The organism is Intestinibaculum porci (assembly GCF_003925875.1).
Lineage (GTDB): Bacteria > Bacillota_I > Bacilli_A > Erysipelotrichales > Coprobacillaceae > Intestinibaculum > Intestinibaculum porci.
On the sequence record NZ_AP019309.1, the window covers coordinates 2,609,750 to 2,631,180 of the forward strand.

Below are 21,431 nucleotides of genomic sequence, written 5' to 3' on the forward strand. Positions count from 1 at the left end.
TCATTCCTCTTTCTTTTAATCTTCCTCACTAAAGAACGTATCCATCAGTCGTTTGAAACGCCCTTTGTGTTTTTCTTCTGTTTTTGCTTTTGTCAAGCCTTTTAAACGCAAATTCATTGTACTTGAAATATCCGGCAGAGTCAACGATACAGCGTCCTCTCCGAGCAGTTCTTTGCGGTCATTAATGTAATAGATCATTCCTAACGCAGGGACATAGCTCATATCGCGCGCCCCGATCGTTTCCGGGCGATAACAGCGCACCGGTGAGCCTAAGGCTTTCGTAGCGACCTGATCTAAGTACGGCAATTCACCGCCGCCGCCAACAATTAAAGTTTCATAATTGCGGCCATCATTAATGACATCAATTTTAGCTTTGATCTGTCCCATCATATCAGTGACAGCATCACATAACACCTGCGATAAATCCGCCTGTGTATAATTAATCAGTTCATCATCCTTCTTAATGGTATGAATGATATCATCATCCCCTAAGCCCTTTTCACAGGTCCCATATTTCACTTTATAAAGCTCGGCTTTATCTAAAGGAATATCCCAGGCCGTCGCAATCGCTTTGGTTAAATCAAAGCCGCCGACATGCGCCTGACTTAAGTATTTCAGATAACCATCTTCAAAGAAGGCGATGGTTGCATTGCGATACCCAATATCAATGAGGATCGCCCCTTCCTGCAGATAGGCTGCATCGAAGGCTTCCTTCGCTGAGGCATAGGCATCAATTGTAATATCTAATAACGAGAGACCGGCTTGTTCCACCGCTCCTAAATAACTATATAAATGTTTCTTGCGCGCTGTGACAATCATCGTATCCGCTTTTAAAGAAGCTGATTTAACGCCTAGCGGAATCTTCTCCATTGTCTTTGTATCCGTATGATAACGGATCGGAATCGTCGATACGACATCTTCATTCTTTGATAACTCAAAGCGTCGTGAGAGTTTTAGAGCTCTTAAGACATCTTCCACGCCCACACGGTCATTAGCTGAATTGACCTTGGTGATCCCATCACCTAAGTAAATCTTCGCATCATTGGATGGTAAGACTAAGGCCACTGACTTCATGGTCGTCCCTAACTCATTATCACACTCTTTCACAATAGTCCTGATATCTTTGACTACTGCATCCATATCTTTGATATTCCCTTTCACAATACCATGACTGGGGATTTTTTTAGAAAAGAGAATATTGATATTTGCGCTCACTGTTTCAGCTACCAGTAATTTAATTGTCGTAGAACCGATATCCAAAACGGCATAAATTTCTTTCATTTTTATTCTCCTTACACAATTTGTATATCTTCTCTAACATTTCTGTCAGAGCTTAATTATACATGATTAATATTACCATAAATCAGTGATAAACTCTTCATAAAATTAGAAAAAAGTTACGAGAAAATGATTTTCTAATCTTATGAAAAGCGCAGGCGTCTGCGCTATTTACATTTTGTCATATAGACCACGCGATCATTGCGAATCGTAAAGGTACAGTAATCGCTGTAGGCGGCCACATAAGCCTGATAATTAAACTTCTTCACACTTAATTCATCCGCCATTTCATCATAACGCACAACGATTGCTTTCCCATTATCCATAATGAAGCGAACCTGCTTGTCTTCCGTCTTTGTCGGATCATAGAGAATATCCGAAACTGATGAACGAATAATATCCGGCAGCTTCAAATATTCCTTCAGGAAGGCCTGCATCATTTCTACGCTTTTAAACTTCTGCAGTTTCGGATACTTTTGCAATGAGGCAATATGATAATCATCATTTAAGGCAAAGACATGCTTCGCATCATCTAAGATATAAGTCTGCTTGCCAATTGTCCCATAAGCGACGATACTTGCTTCCTGGATATCGACACTGACATAGCCAAAGACATTTGCCGAAACACGCGCTTTATTCACGAGCGGCATGCTCTTTAATTCTTCCTGATACTGCTTTTTTGAAAAAGCAAAGAAATAGCTTTTCTTATAGGGCGCAGAAGCCTGCTCTAAGGCCGATGTTTTGATTTGGTGATTGCCATAAAAAGTGAAGCTTTTAATTTTCGAAATCGGATTAACAAAAAAGACAATCACTAAAGCGATGATAACCACCACCAAAACGATCTTTACTCGTTTTTTAAGACGTTTCCGCTTCTTATTTTTTAATAAAACCTTACGCTGATCTTTATCATATTCATTAAACTTGACGCCTGATGCTTTGTTGGCTTTCTTAGCCATTTTGTTTCTCCCAGTTGACTAAAATAACTTCGGTCCGTAATTCTACCCCGAACTTTTCTTTCACTGTCGACTGCACGAGCTGAATGAGCTGTAAGATATCTTTCGCTGAAGCATAGCCATTATTGACAATAAAGTTAGAATGCTTTGGTGAGACCTGCGCACCGCCAATTTCATAGCCGCGAAGGCCCGCATCATCAACGTATTTCCAGGCTGGCTGATCACCAGGATTTCTAAATACCGATCCGGCGCAGGCAAAGTTCCAAGGCTGGGAAGCCATCCGGCGTTCCTTACGTTTATCAAGAATCGCTTTGATTTCTTCCGGATCCTTTTCATTCATTTCAAAAGTTCCTTCGAGAATAATCCAGTCAGGATGACGCTGTAAGCGCGAATGACGATAGGCAAACTGCATTTCTGGTTTCGTTAATGTGACAATTTCATTTTGATGATTTAAAATCGTACATTCCTTAAACACATCGGCAATGCAGTATTTATAAGCCCCCGCATTCATATAGAGGGCGCCGCCGATCGATCCCGGGATTCCACCCATAAACTCAAAGCCTGATAAACCATATTTGGCAGCCTGATAAGCTAAAGCGATAAGGGAAACGCCCGCTTGCGCTTTGACGATGTTGCCGCGAATATCTACTTTATCAAAATGATTGAGCGAGATAATGACCCCTTCGTATTCACGATCGGAGAATAACAAGTCACTGCCCTTACCGATGACCATATAAGCGGAGCCGATCGAGCGACAGTAATCAAGTACTTGACGTAAGCTTTCAATCGAATCAGGTTCCACGTACACGCGGGCTGGTCCCCCGACTTTATAAGTCGTATGCTTATACATTGGTTCATTTTTAATGACCTTGCCCACATCTAACTCTTTCAGTTCCTGATAGACGCGTTTGAAATTGAGATCCATACATTACCCCCTGTTTAAAAGGTTTTTAATTTCTTTATAAATATCTTCGCAGGCATGTGGTTTGCCTAATGCCTTAGAAGCCTTTTTTAGCGCATTACGCTTCTCATCATTAAACATCAGACCATCAATCGTACCCACTAAATGAGAAGGATTGAGATCTTTTTCTAAGACCATAATAGCTGCCCCTTTATCCGCTAACTCGCGGGCATTGTATTCCTGATGGTTTGCCACTACATAAGGTGATGGAATAATAATTGAGCAACTGCCAAGCGATGTCATTTCCGCTAAAGTGGTCGCCCCTGCCCGTGAGACAATCACATCACTGCTTGATAAGACACTTGGCATATCATCAATATAAGGCACAATATGAATATGATCTCCTAAATCACCCGTCGCTTTGATCATTTCATCATAGTAATCTTTCCCGGTTACATAAAGGACATGATAGTCCTTATCCTTCATGCGACGCAGCGTATCAATCATCACCTGATTGACTGAACGTGAGCCCAGTGATCCCATGACAATGACTAAGACTTTTTTTCCTTTAGGAATGTTATACATATCATGAACATCTTTTAAGTCATTTTCCCAGACTTTAGAGGCTCTTGGATTCCCTAATAACTTCGTCTTTTCTTTCGGGAACTGTTCATAGGCCTTTTCATAACAGCAGATAATTTCATCGACCCGTTTGATTAAAATCTTATTGGTTAAACCGATGATGGAATTCTGTTCATGAATCATCGTCGGAATATGTTTCTGAGAAGCTGCTAAGACGATGGATGCACTAGGATAACCGCCAAAGCCAATGACAATATCCGGTTTAAATGCTTTTAAGATCTTTTTCGATGTCTTGAGAGAATTGACGAAGATCATCGCATTTTTTGCTTTCTGAAGCGGATTTCCCACTAAGCCTTTAACGTGTAAACCACGATAGTTATAGCCTAAAGAAGGCACCACTTTAGATTCTAATCGATCAGTTGTCCCGACAAAGAGGAACTCAGCATCGGGCTCTTGACTTTTGATGTAATCAACGAGGGCTAAAGCCGGATATAAATGTCCGCCGGTTCCGCCCGCACTTACAATAATTCTCATAATGTCTCCTTTTTATTCAAAATGATTGACAATCTCTTTAAACATATTGCCACGTTCGGCCATATTGTGGAACTCATCAAATGAGCTGGTTGATGGTGATAATAAGACGACATCCCCATCCTTGGCAATTTCATGGGCTTTTAAGACAGCCTCTTTCATATGTGGCAAAGTATAGGTATGAGGATGATGCATATCACGCGCAAAACGTGCGCCCGCTTCCCCAAATGTAATTAAGGTTTTAATGTGGTCGTTGTACTTCGCGACATCGCTGACATCAAGATTCTTTTCATGACCACCCATTAATAAAATGACTGGTTTTTCAAAAGCCTTAATCGCAATCACAGCCGCATCCGTATTGGTCCCTTTCGAGTCGTTATAATATTTCACACCATGTAATTCACGAACGAACTCTAAGCGGTGTTCAACCCCTTTGAACGCACTAATGCCTTTGGCAATATCACTTAATGCGACGCCGCTATGCACGCAGGCTAAGATCGCTACCATAATATTGGCCACATTATGCATCCCGACAATCTTGATATCTTTGCGATCAATCACTTTCTCACCTTTATAATAGATCGTCTGATCCTTTAACATGCAGTCTGCTTCTTTACTTACGGAGAATGTTTCGATCTTGGCCTTTGGTGGGAAACGTTTCAAATAAGATGTTAAGGTATCATCATCTAAGTTACGAATAAACACATCGTGTTCATCACTGTTTTCATAAATACGCATCTTTGACGCATAATATTCATCTAAGGAATCCATGTAATCCAAGTGATCGGGGGTTAAGTTCGTAACAGTGGAAACCTGGGCATGGAAATCTTTAATATCTAATAACTGGAAGTTACTCATTTCTAAGACAATGGTATGCCCTTCATTTTCATAAAGCGCATGATCCATCACCACATCACAGTAAGGAATCCCATAGTTCCCGCAGATATGCACATGCTCTTTCACGCCTTTTAAAATAGCATAGATCAAAGAGACCGTCGTTGTTTTACCATTGGTTCCGGTAACCGCGATATAATGCTGCGGCTTAGCCACCTGATAAGCCAATTCAATTTCCGTAATCACCGGAATACCACGCTCTTTTAAACGTAAGACAAAAGGGGCATGATAATTGATCCCTGGCACTTTGACACAAAAGTCAAAATCTTCTTCAAATAAAGCTGGATCCTGTCCGCCAAAACGGCAGTCATAGCCTTTTTTGACATATTCTTCATATTCCGGAATTTCTTCTGCTTGATGTCCATCGTTAATGACAATCGAAGCACCAAAGTGATCCAGTAAGCGAATCGCTGCTTTCCCGGATTTGCCTAATCCTAATACTAATACTCTTTTACCTTCAAACATGATTTATCTCACTCCTAGTAATAAACCTAAAATCGCCGCAATGAAACCGACTAACCAGAAGACAAATACAACTTTGGTTTCAGACCAGCCGCACATTTCAAAATGGTGATGAATCGGTGCCATCTTAAAGACACGTTTGCCAGTTGTCTTAAATGAGATGACCTGGATAATAACTGATAATGTTTCACATAATGGAACAATGCCAATTAAGATCAGTAATAATTCCTGTTTCGTCATCACCGCTAAGGCTGCTAAAACAGCACCTAAGGCTAAAGATCCATTATCACCCATAAAGATCTTTGCTGGATGGGCATTGAAATAAAGGAACCCTAATAGCCCGCCTTCTAATGCGGCACTAAATAAAGCGACCGGCACATTCTTCTGAATCAAGGCAAAGACGAGAAATGGCGCTATTGCAATCATCGATAAACCAGTTGCTAAACCATCTAAGCCATCGGCTAAGTTTACAGCATTCGATTCAGCGGTAAACATAATGAAGACAAAGATCGGATAGAACCATGCTAAATCCACATCATTGTGGGTGCCCGGAATAATAATCTCCGTCGAATAATTTGGTAAGAACTGTTTTGCTAATAAGATAAAGCCAATCGCAAATAATGACTGTAACCCATATTTAGCTTTTGGGGATAACCCTTTATTAGAATGCTTGGCGACAATTAAGAAGTCATCAATAAAACCAATGAAACCAAAACCTAAAAACGTATACGTTAATAAGTTCATATAAGGGTTCTTTAATAAATGTAAGTTGACTAAGTAAACAGCCACCACGGCAGCGATAATAAAGACAATGCCGCCCATCGTTGGCGTTCCCTGTTTCTTCTTATGAGAAGCTAATCCTTCTTCTCTTTCCACCTGGCCAAACTTCAGTTTGTGTAAAAATGGAATCATTCGCGGCATAACCACAAAGACAATCGCTAACGCGAGGGCAAATGATGCCAATAATCGTATATAATTCATCTTTCCTTCTCCTTTTAAACGCCTACACTATAGCACAATTTCTAAACCCTAACAATAAGGCTTATGCTAAGAAGCATAAACCTTGATCGTCTGTTTACTTTTCAGGGTTGTGCCCTTTTCTACATTTTGTTTATAGATCGTTCCCGCTCCGGAAACAGTAATATTCACCCCGGCCAAGCTGCCGAAGGCTTCCGCCTCTTTACGAGACCAGCCCACCATCGATGGCATCGTGATCTTCGCTCCATTCGTGGCGAACATGACTCGCGTCGAGTTGGTAATCGTCGTTTTCGCATCCGGATACTGTCCGATGACACTTGTGCCATCACCGATGACAATCGGTGATAAGCCTGCTTTCGATAACTGAGATTTCGCATAAGTGACCGACTGATTCATAAAGTTTGGTAAGTTATAAGAAATCGTCTTCACTTTCTTGCTTGATTCATTCAATTTATTTAAGGCTGATTTCGTAATGCCTTTGATGACCGTAGCCGCATCCTTGGTATTGTTGGTCGCATTGACCCAGGTAATCATAAAGACGACTTTAGGATTGTTATAAGGCGCCATCCCGCAGAATGAATGGGAGTTGATCGACTTTGAATACGCCCCATTAATAACGACCTGACCAGTCCCGGATTTCCCAATGATATCATTAGGCGAATCCTGATAGTAAGAATGCACCGTCCCAGCTTTATTATGAGTAACCCCATAAAGCAGATACTTCACGGTCTTCACGGCAGAAGAAGGGAAGATCTTTTCGCTAAAGACAGTTTTACCCGTATAAATTTTCTTTTTCGTCCGCAAATTCACCACGCTGTCGACGAAGTATGGGGATACCATCTTGCCGTCATTGGCAAAGGCTGAATACGCTCTTAATAACTGGAATGGCGTTACCGAAGAACCTTGACCAAACCCAGTCGTGTACCACTCGGCGTTTTTCGTCTTGCCATCAAACGCTGCCACCCCGCTGCCGCAGGCTAAGCCATCAACTGTCGAAGACTTAAAGAAACCAAGGGAGTTATAATCTGACACCAATGATTTCATATTGGTATGCGATTTTAAGATATTACAAATCGCGGTATTGGATGAACGATAGAGCCCTTCTGCGAAGGTAATCGTCCCCCAGCCGACTTTGTTTGTGTCACGAATAGGTTTTGTGCCTCCTTTATAATAGAAACTGCCGGACTGATAGTAATCATTAATATCTAAAACTTTATCCGTCAAGGCATTGCCATAAACAAATGGTTTGAAAACTGACCCACATTCATAGGCTCCATTAAGGAAGAGATCATTGTAACTCTTCATATTACGCTTATTCGGATCAAAGGATGGATAATTCGATACAGCTAACATCCGTCCGGTCTTCGCTTCCATGATGGCGGCTGTCGCATGACGGGGCCGCGCAATACCGACAAAATCACGCATTAACGAATCTAACTGCGTCTGCAAATCACTATCAATCGTCAGATGCACATCATTCCCGCTCACCGAGCTGGTTTTACTTAACACCCCATTAGGCAAGGTATTGCCCTTAGAGTCACGTAAATACACAACTTTGCCATTCGTCCCGGTCAGATAGTCATTATAGCTTTTCTCTAAGCCCATCTTGCCAACAACCTGCTGGCTGTCATCCGCCGTATTAGAGGCATAGCCAACTTCATAAGAAGCGAAATCCCCAAAAGTATAGTTACGGGAAGATACTTCGGTAAATTCTAGTCCTGGTAAATTGAGAGCCTCAATCTTCGCTTTGACAATCGAAGAGAGGTTATTGCCGACATTTCCAAAGCTGACCTGATAACTTTTCGTATCTAGTTTTTTAAGCAGATAATCTTTATTAGCGCCTAAGATTTTCGCTAACTGCGCCGCTGTCTTCTCTTTATTCACCACGTAAGCAGGTTTATGATCAGCCGTTGTTCTCGTTTTCGAGAGAATCGCATAAAGGTTATAACGTTTCACATCTTTAGCGATGACTTCCCCATCGCTAGAATAAATTGTTCCTCGCGTCGCATAATCAATCTTCGTGACCCTGCCGCCGCCGCGCTCCTTGTTGTAATCACGAATATTTTCCTGAGAAATCAAACCTTTCCCAGAGACACAAAGGTAAACAATATTAACAATTAAGAGGAAAATAAAGAAAGCAAAGAACATGCCTACTTTCTTTATCGTTGCGTTTTCATCAGTTCTTTTGTTCATCAGAAACAGCAGCAGCGGCAGTGGATCCTTGCTTATAATGATAACCTTTCGACGTTGCGACCTTTTTCAGTCGAGAAAAAGAAGCCAGCTCCGATTTTTGAATTTCTAAGCCATCGATGTCACTCTGAATCGTGGTAATTTCATTTTGCACCTTTCTCGTTTTGGCATTAATGTTCAATTCACAGGAATTGGTAAATGTCAGCGAAACCAGAAATACGCAACATGAAACCATGAAGAAAATAATCGCGTAGCGGAAAAATCTTGGTTGTTTTTTTAACTTCTTAATCATTGTTTGACCCTCTCTATTACTCTTAGTTTTGCGGAATGAGAACGATGGTTCTCGGCTAATTCATCTTGGCTCGCCAGAATGGGTTTACGTGTGATCTTTTTAAAGGCTGGTTCAAGGCCTTCCGGAATCACCGCAATATTTTTGGGAAGATCTGGCATCTTCGTTACTTCATTAAATTTATATTTACAAATCTTATCTTCTAACGACTGGAAGGTAATCACCGCCACGCGGCCATGGACATTCGTCATGTCAATAGCATCATTAAGCGCCTGTTCAAAGACATTGAGCTCGTCATTGACTTCCACGCGAATCGCCTGAAAAGTGCGCTTAGCGGGATGACCGCCGCTGCGGCGATATTTCGCAGGAATGGCTCTTTTGATCACATCGACAAGTTCAAAAGTCGTTTCAATAGGCTTAACAGCACGCTGCTTTTCAATGCCGCGGGCAATCTGCTTGGCAAATTTTTCATCCGCGTATTTATATAAGATCCGTATCAGATCGTTATAAGAATAAGTATTCACGACTTCATAAGCGCTTAACGCCTGCGCCTGGTTCATGCGCATGTCTAAGCGGGCATCGTGATTGTAGCTAAAGCCTCTTTCCGCGTCATCAAACTGTGGCGAAGAGACCCCTAAATCAAAAAGGATCCCATCAATATGATCAACGCCGCGGGCATTAAGCTCAGCTTTTAAGTTTTTAAAGTTGGCATGAATGATCGTAAAATGATCATTGATCTTTTCTAAGCGCTCATGTGCCGCCGCAATCGCATGATCATCCTGATCAAAGCAGTATAAATGTCCCGTTGTCAGCTGCGCGAGAATCTGCGCGCTATGGCCGCCACCACCGAGCGTGGCATCGCAGTAAATACCGTCTTCTTTCACATTTAAGGCCGCTACGGCTTCATGTAACATCACACTCTTATGTTCAAACATTTTTACTCCTCTTCATCTTCCTCTAACATTTCAGAAAGTTCATCAAATTCATCATCACTAATATCACAATAAGCATCCCATGAGTCTGCATTCCATATTTCCATATGGTCACCAGCCCCGATCACGACGCACTCTTTTTCTAAATGAGCCAGGGCGCGTAAGTCGGATGGGATATTAATACGCCCCATCTTATCGAAAGGACATTCGCGCGTCTTGGCATTGATGATACGCAGATACTGACGCGCTTTGCGTTTTTTATTGGAAAGCTTCGAAAGTTCACTGTAGAAAGCCTGCCAGCCTTCTTCGTTGTAGACATCCAGACATCCTTCGTGACCACGGGTGACATAGACCAGACTGCCGCATTCATTACGCATTTTTGCCGGAATGCTCATACGCCCTTTCGCGTCCATATTATGTCGAAATTCACCGAAGAACACTGTCGTCCACCACCTTCCTCCACTTTTTCCCACTTTATGCCACTATTATACCAATCTATGAGTCGTTTGTATATGTTTTTCACCGTGAAAAATGAAAAAGAATGATTTCTTTCAAAACCATCTCCAATACGAATATCTATGACTCTTACAAGCTTTTTTAAAAACAAGTGCGATGCCGGGACGCAAAAAAGCTCTTACCACAAAGAAGTAAGAGCTATTCTCTATATGCCGTTTGTGAAAGCGGATAACTTTTTTGAAAAGCCGCAGACTTAAAAGTCTCGTCACTTTGATGTGTTTTCGCAAAAGTCGCAGCACCTGCCAAGTAATACTGATTCATTCTAAACGAATCATTCCAGGTGACATCATTGTCATAATACAAATGGCCAATTTTGATAATATTCCATGAATGCGCCACGGCTTTGCCATTACTGATGCCGGTGCCGGTAATCATCCGGTTATCGATCCCCGCTTCCTTTAACATGCGGTACATCAGTAACGTATAGCCCTGGCAGACCGCTTTTTGTTTAATCAGTGCACCATAAGCCGTATAACAGAGATCATCGCCGGTCTGTTCATAAGTGACCCGGGCGGTAATATAATTATTAATAAAACGAATTTTATCGACTGTACTTTTATTTTGAAGTGGCATGATGATCTCCTTGATCATCCGGCCCACCGCTTCTTCCTGCGCATCAGTCGTGCGGAAGCTCACCTGGTAACTCAGGGTATAGTAATACCCTTCATCATAGGTTAATGAAGACGTCGTCATTTTGATCTGATCAATATGATACTGAATATAATCTCCTTCATCCCCTATTGATGTCGGCAGAATCGCTTCATGATAAAGACCTTTCGCTAATTCATTACTTTCCTTTGAAGGGGCATGATAATAGAGCTTAATCGTTTTCTCACGTTTCACTAAAGCCTCCCGCAGGGAAGAAACAACACTTTGTTTGTTTTCATAAAGAGGTGTCATCGCCGCAATCTTCTTTTTCGCCTGGCTATGATCCACTTGATTTTGCGTAATATTAAGGGACTCTTTAAAATTTTGGGTATCTCGTTTCCATTCTCGCTGCACGCTTTCCAAGGTCGGTAATTCGCCATAGAGACTATAACAGGTAAACGTGTAAACCGCCGCGAAAAGCACACTCATCGCTAATAATAAAAACAGAAACTTTTTGACTCGGCGCATGCTCTCCTCCTCCTTTTCTCCATTTTAACATACCATTTCTTTTTATACCAATTTTCCTTATAATAAGCCTCAAGGAGGATCCTTTATGTTACTAAAATGCTTATTATTTTTGATTTTACTGCTCAGCAGTCTGTTCACTTTATACCTGATGCATATAAATACCATTCAGCGCGCCAAGCCTTTACCCCAAGAAGTCGCTGATATCTATGCCCCAGGGCGCTATCAGCGTTTTCTTGATTATAAAAATGATTATCGTATCATTACCCTCATCAATATTTTCATTTCCTTACTCATCAATGGCTTTCTGCTTTTTTCACCCTTTTTTCAAAAGGTCGAAGCCCTATCCCGCCATCAGGAATTACCGACATTAGCCTATACCATTCTTTTCGTCACCCTGTTAAATGATTTGCCGCAGTTTTTCCTGCAGTATTATGCCACTTTCACCATTGAAGAAAAGTATGATAAAAACAAACAGACCAAAGCGATGTTTCTCAGAGAAAGCCTCGGCGACTTTGTCTTAAGCCTAGTGCTTTACGGTTTACTTTTTGGCGCCTGGTATTTCTTTAAAACACGCATCTTTGTCCAGAACGCCTCACTTAATACCCTTACCGCTTTGCGCTATACCTTCATTCTCGCGATCATCATCTTCATTCTCATGGCAATCATTATGTCAATCAGTTATATCTACTTGCACATTCTCTATAAGTTTACGCCATTAGAAGAAGGTCCTTTAAAAGAAGATATCAAAAAGCTGATGAAAGATTGCAAGAAACCAGTCAAAACGATCAATGTCTACAATGAATCCAAACGCAGTACCTCTAAAAATGCCTTCCTAATGAAATTACCTTTTCATAAGGAATTTGGCATCGCTGATAACTTTTTAGAAGAGAATTCCCATGATGAATTACTTGCTGTCTTAGCTCATGAAGTCGGTCATCTCAAACACCAAAAGACATTCTTCAATTACTTACGTTATTGCGCCAGTGTTCTCTTTGCGGGGATCGTCTTCTTCCTATTAACGCATTTATCCTATATCACCAGCTTTGTGACGGATGTCAATAAGGCTTTTCACTTACAAACTGAAAATGACTTTTTGCTGATCATGATCATCATGATTCTCATGCGTCCCATTATCGCAGCTATTAATATTTTCAATAACTATGTCTCCCGCAGTGAAGAGTATGAAGCTGACGACAATGCCGTGAAAGAAGGCTATGGTCAGGCGCTCATTACAACTTTCAAGCAGTTATCAAGTGATGAACTGATTGATGTCAATCCCACTTCATTAACCGAATTCTTAACTTATGATCATCCAGGCATGTATCACCGCATTGCGCATATTGAACAAGAGATGAAAAAACTGTAGCCATTATAAATATTTATCACTATAATAAAGACATCGAGGAGGGAAATAATGACTAAAAACACACGCAGCTATTTATTGGCTTTATTAACCGCCATGATTTGGGGCAGTGCCTTTATTGCCCAGAAAACTGGTGGCACGCTCGGGGCCTTTACATATAACGGTCCTCGTACTTTACTTGGCGGCCTCTTTCTTATTCCAGTTATTTTCATTTTAGGACTCAAAGAAAAAAAGAAAAATATCAAGACATTATTGGTAGGCTCGTTATCCTGTGGCCTGATGCTTTTTTTAGCTAGCAGCGCCCAGCAGATTGGGATCGCTTATACAACTGCCGGCAAAGCCGGTTTTATCACCAGCATCTATGCCGTTTTCGTCCCGATTCTTTCTTTATTTACTGGGAAAAAGGTCCGTCCGATCATTTTCTTATGCGCCTTATTATCCGCGGCTGGTTTGTATCTGATCAATATGCAAGGCAGTGTTATGCACTTTGGCTTAGGCGATCTCTGGTGCTTCGCTTCCTCATTGCTTTTTGCCTTACATATTATGGTGATTGATTACTTTTCACCGAAATGTCAAAGTGTCATCCTCAGCTGTCTGCAGTTTATCATTTCCGGACTGTTAGGTGTCCTCTGTATGTTCTTATTTGAATCCCCTCAGCCACAGGCCATGTTAAAGGCGTATATCCCTTATTTATACGGCGGCATCATGTCCACCGGCGTCGCTTATACACTGCAGATCGTGGCTCAGAAAAGCGGCAACGCCTCAGGCATTTCGCTGATTCTCTGCTTAGAATCTGTTTTTGCGGCGATCTTTGGCGCCCTTTTACTTGGTGAACGGATGTCATTGACCAATATCATTGGCTGCGCCCTCATCTTTACAGCCGTCATTTTATCCACCCTCCCTTTAGAAAGAAGGTTGAAATCACATGAATCTAAACGCGTTGTATCGTAAAGCCCGTTCTATTCGTCGCTTTACTAAGGAGCCTGTCAGCGATGAAGCGCTGAAAACGATCCTAGAAAACTGTCGCATCGCCTCTTGCGGACGCAATGCCCAAACCTTAACTTATGTCGTCGTCAAATCACCAGAGAAAGTGTCAGCTATGCATCATTTACTCAAATGGGCGGCAGCTTTGCCCGATGGCAAAGGTACCCCTGCCGATGATCAGTACCCGCCGCTTTATCTTGTCATCATCCAGCATCAAAAAGGCGGCCTCACTGATATCGATGCCGGGATCGCGGCCAATACAATTATGACTAGTGCCACTGATTTAGGCCTTGCCAGCTGTATCTTTGCGTCGCATAATCCCGTCAAAGTCAGCGAACTTCTTACCTTAAAAGAAGAGGAAAATCCTCGCTTAGTCATCGCCTTAGGACATCCAGCTTGTGAAAGTACAATTGTCGATATGCAAGACAATAATATCAACTACACCATGGATGATAATGCACATTTCTATGTCCCAAAACGGGCTTTAAAAGATATTGTGGAAATCAAATAGGACTAATTGTTAAGCAATCAAAAACATAGAAATATGTACGTAAACATAGACAGGAGTGGACACATTAAGTCTCTTGTCTATGGCTTAACAATAGGTTTCGAGCCTAAGTGACTGCTGCTATCGAAAGATATGCTGCAGATATGAACTACATTAAGCAGTAAGGTAAAGACACACCTTTAGATGTAATCTTCAGTCTGAAGCTCTGTGAGTGCAAACCAAGAAACAATGCTAATGTCCTGCATTGATAACAGGGAAACACATGTCCTCTACTCGATATTGGCACGAAGAGAAATACTCCGAAAGGAAGGGGTCAGAAATGACAACTTATGCTTTTGTATTGGATGCTAATAATAAACAATTAGCGCCAACCAAAGAACAAAAGGCTTGGTTTCTTATTCGTAAGAAACGAGCAACATTGCTCAGCAGATATCCAATGGTGATACAACTTAAAAAGAAAATTCCAGATCAAGAAATCTGCAAAGATGAAATTCGTTGTGGAATAGATGACGGCGGTCTTCATGTTGGTGTCGCATTAGTACAGAAATGTCAGACGCGAAACAAAGTCATTTTTAAAGGAACTATTGAACAGCGTAATGATGTAAAACATCTTATGGACGTTAGACGTGGATTTAGGCGTTATCACCGTGATCACAAAAGATATAGACCAGTGAGATTTAACAACAGAAAATCCTCTAAACGAAAAGAGAGAATTGCACCAAGTATTTTACAAAAACGTCAAGCAACAATAAGGGTTATCAATCAACTTAACAAATGGGTAAATATAACGAATTATTGGTTAGAAGATGTTGCTATTGATATAAGAGCATTGACAGATGGCTATAAACCATATCGGTGGCAATATCAAAAATCAAATAGACTGGACGAGAATATCCGTAAAGCTGTCATTTTACGAGACGGCTGCAAATGTATGGAATGTGGAAAATCTAATTGTAGATTAGAGGTTCATCACATTAAGCCAAGAAGACTGAAAGGTTCAAATACGCTTGGTAATCTTATTACGTTATGTACAGGATGTCACCAGAAAACAGAAGGTGTAGAAGAATTATATATGAACAGATACTTCGCTTTGTTAAATTCTTCTGACAATAAGAACCTGAATTATGCACAGCATGTAATGATAGGTAAAAAATGGCTGAGAAAACAGTTATCAAAGTTAGGAATGTTACATTTAACCAACGGAGGTGATACAGCCAATAAGCGTATTGACTGGGGTATTGCAAAATCACATTCTAATGATGCCATATGTATCACAGACCTGCGACCAGACACATGTGAAATTAAAGAATGGGTAATAAAACCTATGCGAAGACAAAGTAAGGCTAAGACAGATAATGTTCTTGGAATTAAACATAGCGATTTGGTTGAGTACACTTTTATGAACGGTGAAACACATAGAGGGTATGTAACAGCTTTATATCCAGAACAAAACGCTCTTAATTTTCAAAGTCCAACAAAACATTGCAAGAAAGTTAACGCAAGAAAATGCAAAGTGCTTTGGAAATATTCTAAGATTTATTGGTTAGATAATGTGAGTTAGACACATTTGTCTATATTTAAACACAAATAATAATGATTTAATAAGGAGAAGCGCAACGCTTCTCCTTTTGAGTCTCTATAAATATGGGGTTTACTCTTAAGTTTTTTGAAGTACCTGAAATGTAATTTACTCGAGATACATTAACAAAACCAAATTGCTCAGTTTATCAGATTCTTAAGAAAGACAAAAAAGATGAAAGCCCATTAAGTTGACCACTTAGCTTTCATCTGTCCAATAAGAACAATATCGATATCATACAAAGTTCGAGAAAAAGCAAGCCCTTTTCTCATTCATAAATTGCCCGAGAGCCTTTTTTATTGATGCTGATGCTGGAAAATGAGAACATCATCTGGCAATAATGGTTTAGAATAGAAATACCCTTGAATGGCATCGACGCCATATTCATTGAGCTTATCCTTCTGCCATTTTTCTTCGACCCCTTCTACAACAATCATTTTATCGAGGTCTTTGAGCATCTTAATCATATTTTCAATAAAAGATTCTTTTCCTGGTACTAGATAATGATCAATAAAGGATTTATCAATTTTCACAATCGAAATTGGTAAATGCATTAAATAGCTTAAAGATGAATATCCCGTTCCAAAGTCATCAATGAGTGTTAAAATGCCTAAATGTGCAAAATCTTCAAAGAGCTTATTCGTGGCACTCATATCCTCCATCATCAGACTTTCGGTGATTTCAACCCGAAGATAACGCGCATCAATATGATATTTTGATAATGTTTGCGCTAAATAAGCCACATAACCGCGATCATAAATCTGCGCGGGCGAATAGTTAATGGATACCGGATAAAGCTTTTCTCCCGCTTTTTGCCAAGCAGCTAATTGTTTGATGACTTTTTCGGTAATCTGCCGTGACAATTCACTAATAAGACCATTGCTTTCCGCAATCGGAATAAAGATATTAGGTGAGTAACGGCGATCTTTTAAGCGAACTAACGCTTCATAGCCAATAACTAAATCATTTGACGGATCCACTTTAGGCTGATAAACCATTTCAAAGCCATCATGACGCAGCGCTTCGATCAAGTATTCTTTAATGCGTTCTTCTTCCGTGATATTTTCTTTCATCGCATTATTATAGAAGACCATCGTATTTTTCCCTTCGCGTTTGGCATGGGCTAAAGCCACATCCGCATTGGTCATAAGTTCACCAGCAGTGATGCCACGCTGATGTAAAGCAGCGCCAAGGGATACCCCAATATGTACCTGATCATGACCAATATTCATATCGCGGGTAATCGCCCGACGTAAGTGCCTTAATTCTTCGGAATCAATGACATGATCATAATAAACAAGATATTCATCGCCACTTAAACGAGCACAGAAAAGACCATAGGCTTTGCCATAGTTATTGAGACGAGTCCCAACTTCTTTAATGACCAGATCCCCTTTGTCATGACCATAGGTATCATTGATCATTGTAAAGTTATCAAGATCCAGCATCACCAATGTCCCATCATGCTTGAGGCAGGCTTTTTCTAACATCTCAATTGCGTAAGCGCGACTGTACATATTCGTTAAATCATCATGATGATTAAGATATTCCAGATGGGTAATCGATTTCTCATAGGCATAATAACTGCGTTCTTCCATAATCATCAGAAGAATTAAAGCCACAATAATCGCAATCCCCGCCATTAACGTGAACGTAAAGCTATTTAGGTTATCCGGCTGATTTAAAAAGTTTGTATTTGTCGGTAAAACCTGCTGATCAAGATGATATTTCTTGAGAATATTGGCATCAAATTCAATTTGATGGTGCGTATTGGTAAAAAGACGCATTTTGGAAATATCATGATGATTGATAATCACATCCACAATACGCTTACCCGCTAACTGTGATTCATAAAAGGTATCATAGACAACGCCGCCAATAACCCCTGAACCCTGACCGTTATCGCGGGTGCGATACACCGGAGCATGGCAGTAATCATTAAGCAGTTTAATCGTTTCCGGAATCGTATAGTTATGACCATTGCGATCAACATAGCTCGACATATACAAAACAATATCACGCTTCGCATCAAGCTGCGAAATACGTTTCGTCCAGCCAGTCAAGTCATACTTGCCCATATCGATGCCAATGAAGTGCTTCCCTTTGAAATATTTCTTTAAGTCAAAGAAGTTGCGTTTATTTTGTAAGCCAGCAACTGTCTCATCATAGAGGCAGACAATATTTTCAGCGCTGGGCTGGAGTTTCGTCGCAATAGTGAGTGTCTCGCGAATATGATCTGGGGAATAACTGCCGGTGATCTGGGGATCTTTCACAGCTTTAATCGCCGCCTGACGATTATTCACTCCCATAAAACAGATCGGCATTCCTTTAAAGAGCGTATGCTGGTTTTTCTTCACAAACGTGAGGGCTTCATCGCCGCCGGCAACGACGGCATCAATATTGACGCCCGCTCGTTTTTCCGCTTTCAGCACATCTTTAATATGAAAATAAAATCCGTTCTCTTTCCCGTGTAAAAGACGCGAGCGCATATATTCCTGAATAATCGAGATCTTATGCTTGCGAAAAACACTTTGCAGACCGCGCAGCTGCATCGGCATAGTCATAAACTCCGGCGCATAAGAGCTGATAAAGAGCACATTATAACGAGAATAATACTGTGCATCCTGATTCTCTCGTAACTGCAGCTCCTGCGTGACATCACGCATTTTGGTATAAGAATTCATCATCATGAAGCTGGAACTGATGGCAATCAGCAGCGCCATTATCATCACGATGAGCTGTATTGTTCTTTTCTTTTTCCTCATAGCATCCCCCTTTGTTCGTTATTATATCTTTTTATCATAAAAGAACGATAATTTTTCTATTATTTTCTTACGTTGAAAATAATCCTCTGCAGTTCGGTAATTCTTTTTTTCAAAAAAGCATTATACAAATCGACATTTTCACCATACTTTGGATGAGTCTGAATCATAAACCCGCTTAGTTTTTCTAACAGTTTTCCCTCTTCGCTTGTGCAGTATTGGCTCACTAACGCATCAAAGGGAATGCCCATCGCACTATAAGCAATGTTAGGCAAATAAGCGTCCAGCTCTGCCATTGTCTGGCCCTGAAAGAGCGGGAAGAAGGCATCACCGTGATCAAATAACGGAAAAAACGAATAAGTTCCTGTCACATGATCTTTTAAATAGCCAAAGTTGCCAATATGACGATCATAATTATAAACGAGGGCATCAAATAAAATCATTGTCCGTATCTCTTTGCTCATGCCGCGTTTGATAAAATCCCCAAAGATATCATCTTCATGGGCATAGTTAAAAGCGCTGATGGGGACATAGCTATAACGCTGAGATGTCACTAAAGGACAAACACTCGCAAGATGGCCCTTATACATGGTGAGATCATAAGGCACATGAGGGACGCCTAAAGCGTCTAAAACCTGATGGGCATAATATTCATTATACATTTCCCGCCCTGGCGCTTCGCCCCAGGTGCTGCCGCGTTTGTATAAAACGATCTGATCGCCCTGACGATCATAACACTTAGGCAGCTGTCCATCAGTGGTATATTCCGGCGAGTAAGTACCCTGACCCTGCGCTATTCCTAAATAGCCTGCCTGCATCGGCGCACCGTCGAAAGGATGATCATAAAGATTCAATTCCTCAAATGTGCTATTTTCTTCTTCTTTTTTGATCCAGTAGTCATCCGTTAAGGATAAGCCATGCGTCTTTTCGATTACTGTCATCATATCACGGTAATCTTCAACCCCTAAGGTTTTAACGAGCGCGGCATACGTTTCGCGTGCGCGAAAAGCTGTCGCACGCATATACAGAAAGCCATTGAGGCTATCATAATGGATCGCTTCTGGTAAAAGACGGGGTTCATAGACAATTTCCTGCTCTTCATCAAAAGCTAGCACTTTGGTATCCTGATGCATTAATACATACATAAGCTTACTCCTGAGTCACAAACTGATACAAATCATCCATGCTGTGCATGATTGCTAAAGCGCCCGCTTCTTTCATTTCTTCACTTTCGCCAAAGCCCCAGGAAACACCAATACTTGGCAATCCTAATGCGCTCGCCCCTTTGATATCATAAATCGTATCACCAATCATGAGCGGCTGATCCCCGGTTTCATTATGATCAAGCAGATACTGGATGACATCTGCTTTGTTTTCTCTTGAATGATCAAAAGAAGCCCCGCAGATTTGATCAAAGAGATGATCCATGTGGAAATGTTTTAAAATTTCAATCGCTGTTTCTTCCGGCTTGCTGGTTGCCACATACAGTTTATAACCTTCATTTTTTAACTGTTTTAAGGTTTCAATGACATGCGGAAAAGGCTTATTTTCAAACTTGCCAACGGTTAAATAACGTTCGCGAAAGAGCGCAATCGCCTCTTCAATCTGATCATCAGGGATATGAAATTTATGGAAAGAGTCTTTTAATGGTGGACCAATAAAGACGCGTAACTGTTCCAGAGAATAATCGGTCATTCCAAAGTGGGCTAAAGCCCGTGAGACACATTTGGTAATCCCTTCACTTGAGTCAGTGAGGGTTCCATCTAAATCAAATAATAATACTTTATACATTTTTCGTTTCACCCTCGCTTATTGTATATGAAAAAAGTATAAAGAACAACGTCCTTTATACTTCAATGTGTGAAAAAACTTCGCCGATTGAATCATGGAAAACCAGTGAGGCACGACGCTCATAACCCGTTTCCCCTTTGTTCACTAAAATCAAATAACGGCCACGGAAATAATCCACTAAATTAGCAGCGGGGTAAACGGTTAAAGAAGTCCCGCCAACAATCAGGCAATCAGCCTGATGAATCAGATCAATCGCATCACTCCAGGTCTGACTTGGTAAAGCTTCGCCATATAAGACCACATCCGGACGTACTAAACCGCCGCACTTTGGACAGGTTGGCAAACCTTTTTTGGTGTTAAAGATGAAATCAGCGGGATAAGATGTGCCACAAGCATCACAGTAATTACGCAGCGTACTGCCATGCACTTCTAAAACATTTTTCGAACCCGCTAACTGATGGAGACCATCAATATTCTGGGTAATGACGCCATCAAGTTTTCCTTTTTGTTCCATCTCGGCTAATTTGTAGTGCGCCCGATTCGGTTTGATCCCCCGAGCATCAAGTTTCTGACGATAGAATTCATAGAAGACATCTGGATGATGGACTAAGCAGTCATGGGATAATAAATATTCTGGACTGTAGGCATCAAAGGCGACATCATGCTGATTATAAAGACCATCTTTCGAGCGGAAATCAGGAATCCCGCTTTCGGTTGAGACCCCGGCCCCGCCGAAAAAGACAATATGATGGGAGGTTCGAATCATCTCATTGAGCTGTTTGTATGCTTCTTCATTCATTGATATCACTTCCTATGCTTTCA

The 21,431-nt window shown here is 41.0% G+C and carries 19 protein-coding genes; 4 read left to right on the top strand and 15 right to left on the bottom strand.

Features of this window, described 5'->3' with window-relative positions:
* Nucleotides 1-15: 15 nt before the first annotated feature.
* From SG0102_RS12455 to SG0102_RS12505, 11 genes are all read right to left on the bottom strand, one after another.
* On the bottom strand, nt 16-1,281 hold the full coding sequence (locus SG0102_RS12455) for a cell division FtsA domain-containing protein (protein ID WP_125120230.1): 1,266 nt from the start codon (nt 1,279-1,281) through the stop codon (nt 16-18).
* Between the two features lie 164 nt (nt 1,282-1,445).
* Nucleotides 1,446-2,234, bottom strand: a complete 789-nt coding sequence (locus tag SG0102_RS12460; protein ID WP_125120231.1) for a cell division protein FtsQ/DivIB — start codon at nt 2,232-2,234, stop codon at nt 1,446-1,448.
* Nucleotides 2,227-3,156: a UDP-N-acetylmuramate dehydrogenase gene (gene murB, locus SG0102_RS12465; protein WP_125120232.1), complete on the bottom strand. Its 930-nt coding sequence runs from the start codon at nt 3,154-3,156 to the stop codon at nt 2,227-2,229. The genes SG0102_RS12460 and murB overlap by 8 nt, the downstream gene beginning before the upstream one ends.
* A gap of 3 nt (nt 3,157-3,159) precedes the next feature.
* Complete coding sequence (murG, locus tag SG0102_RS12470; RefSeq protein ID WP_125120233.1) at nt 3,160-4,248, bottom strand: undecaprenyldiphospho-muramoylpentapeptide beta-N-acetylglucosaminyltransferase; 1,089 nt, start codon at nt 4,246-4,248, stop codon at nt 3,160-3,162.
* A 12-nt stretch (nt 4,249-4,260) separates the two neighbouring features.
* Entirely contained in the window at nt 4,261-5,604 is a 1,344-nt protein-coding gene (gene murD, locus SG0102_RS12475) for a UDP-N-acetylmuramoyl-L-alanine--D-glutamate ligase (protein ID WP_125120234.1), read from the bottom strand.
* Nucleotides 5,605-5,607: 3 nt separating this feature from the next.
* Complete coding sequence (mraY, locus tag SG0102_RS12480; RefSeq protein WP_125120235.1) at nt 5,608-6,582, bottom strand: phospho-N-acetylmuramoyl-pentapeptide-transferase; 975 nt, start codon at nt 6,580-6,582, stop codon at nt 5,608-5,610.
* Between the two features lie 66 nt (nt 6,583-6,648).
* Nucleotides 6,649-8,772: a penicillin-binding protein gene (locus tag SG0102_RS12485; protein WP_125120236.1), complete on the bottom strand. Its 2,124-nt coding sequence runs from the start codon at nt 8,770-8,772 to the stop codon at nt 6,649-6,651.
* Entirely contained in the window at nt 8,756-9,061 is a 306-nt protein-coding gene (locus SG0102_RS12490) for an FtsB/FtsL family cell division protein (RefSeq protein ID WP_125120237.1), read from the bottom strand. Before SG0102_RS12490 ends, SG0102_RS12485 begins: the two co-directional genes overlap by 17 nt.
* Nucleotides 9,058-9,993: a 16S rRNA (cytosine(1402)-N(4))-methyltransferase RsmH gene (gene rsmH, locus SG0102_RS12495; protein ID WP_125120238.1), complete on the bottom strand. Its 936-nt coding sequence runs from the start codon at nt 9,991-9,993 to the stop codon at nt 9,058-9,060. Before rsmH ends, SG0102_RS12490 begins: the two co-directional genes overlap by 4 nt.
* A gap of 2 nt (nt 9,994-9,995) precedes the next feature.
* Entirely contained in the window at nt 9,996-10,463 is a 468-nt protein-coding gene (mraZ, locus tag SG0102_RS12500) for a division/cell wall cluster transcriptional repressor MraZ (RefSeq protein ID WP_331852249.1), read from the bottom strand.
* Nucleotides 10,464-10,644: 181 nt separating this feature from the next.
* A complete protein-coding gene (locus tag SG0102_RS12505; RefSeq protein WP_125120239.1) occupies nt 10,645-11,622 on the bottom strand; it encodes a transglutaminase domain-containing protein in 978 nt (325 codons plus the stop codon).
* 85 nt (nt 11,623-11,707) lie between these two features.
* Between SG0102_RS12505 and SG0102_RS12510 the strand changes: the two genes are divergently transcribed.
* From SG0102_RS12510 to iscB, 4 genes are all read left to right on the top strand, one after another.
* Nucleotides 11,708-12,988, top strand: coding sequence for a M48 family metalloprotease (locus SG0102_RS12510; protein ID WP_125120240.1), 1,281 nt, complete (start codon nt 11,708-11,710; stop codon nt 12,986-12,988).
* Nucleotides 12,989-13,036: 48 nt separating this feature from the next.
* A complete protein-coding gene (locus SG0102_RS12515) occupies nt 13,037-13,936 on the top strand; it encodes a DMT family transporter (protein WP_125120241.1) in 900 nt (299 codons plus the stop codon).
* A complete protein-coding gene (locus SG0102_RS12520; RefSeq protein WP_125120242.1) occupies nt 13,911-14,480 on the top strand; it encodes a nitroreductase family protein in 570 nt (189 codons plus the stop codon). The genes SG0102_RS12515 and SG0102_RS12520 overlap by 26 nt, the downstream gene beginning before the upstream one ends.
* 316 nt (nt 14,481-14,796) lie before the next feature.
* A complete protein-coding gene (gene iscB, locus SG0102_RS12525) occupies nt 14,797-16,038 on the top strand; it encodes an RNA-guided endonuclease IscB (protein ID WP_125120243.1) in 1,242 nt (413 codons plus the stop codon).
* A gap of 314 nt (nt 16,039-16,352) precedes the next feature.
* Here the strand turns inward: iscB and SG0102_RS12530 are convergent, their stop codons facing one another.
* From SG0102_RS12530 to SG0102_RS12545, 4 genes are read right to left on the bottom strand one after another with little or no spacing between them, the layout of a single operon-like run.
* Entirely contained in the window at nt 16,353-18,821 is a 2,469-nt protein-coding gene (locus SG0102_RS12530) for a bifunctional diguanylate cyclase/phosphodiesterase (protein WP_125120244.1), read from the bottom strand.
* Nucleotides 18,822-18,880: 59 nt separating this feature from the next.
* Nucleotides 18,881-19,963, bottom strand: a complete 1,083-nt coding sequence (locus tag SG0102_RS12535) for a hypothetical protein (RefSeq protein ID WP_125120245.1) — start codon at nt 19,961-19,963, stop codon at nt 18,881-18,883.
* A gap of 4 nt (nt 19,964-19,967) precedes the next feature.
* Nucleotides 19,968-20,609: an HAD-IA family hydrolase gene (locus SG0102_RS12540; RefSeq protein WP_125120246.1), complete on the bottom strand. Its 642-nt coding sequence runs from the start codon at nt 20,607-20,609 to the stop codon at nt 19,968-19,970.
* A 55-nt stretch (nt 20,610-20,664) separates the two neighbouring features.
* On the bottom strand, nt 20,665-21,408 hold the full coding sequence (locus SG0102_RS12545) for an NAD-dependent protein deacylase (RefSeq protein ID WP_125120247.1): 744 nt from the start codon (nt 21,406-21,408) through the stop codon (nt 20,665-20,667).
* Between the last annotated feature and the right edge of the window lie 23 nt (nt 21,409-21,431).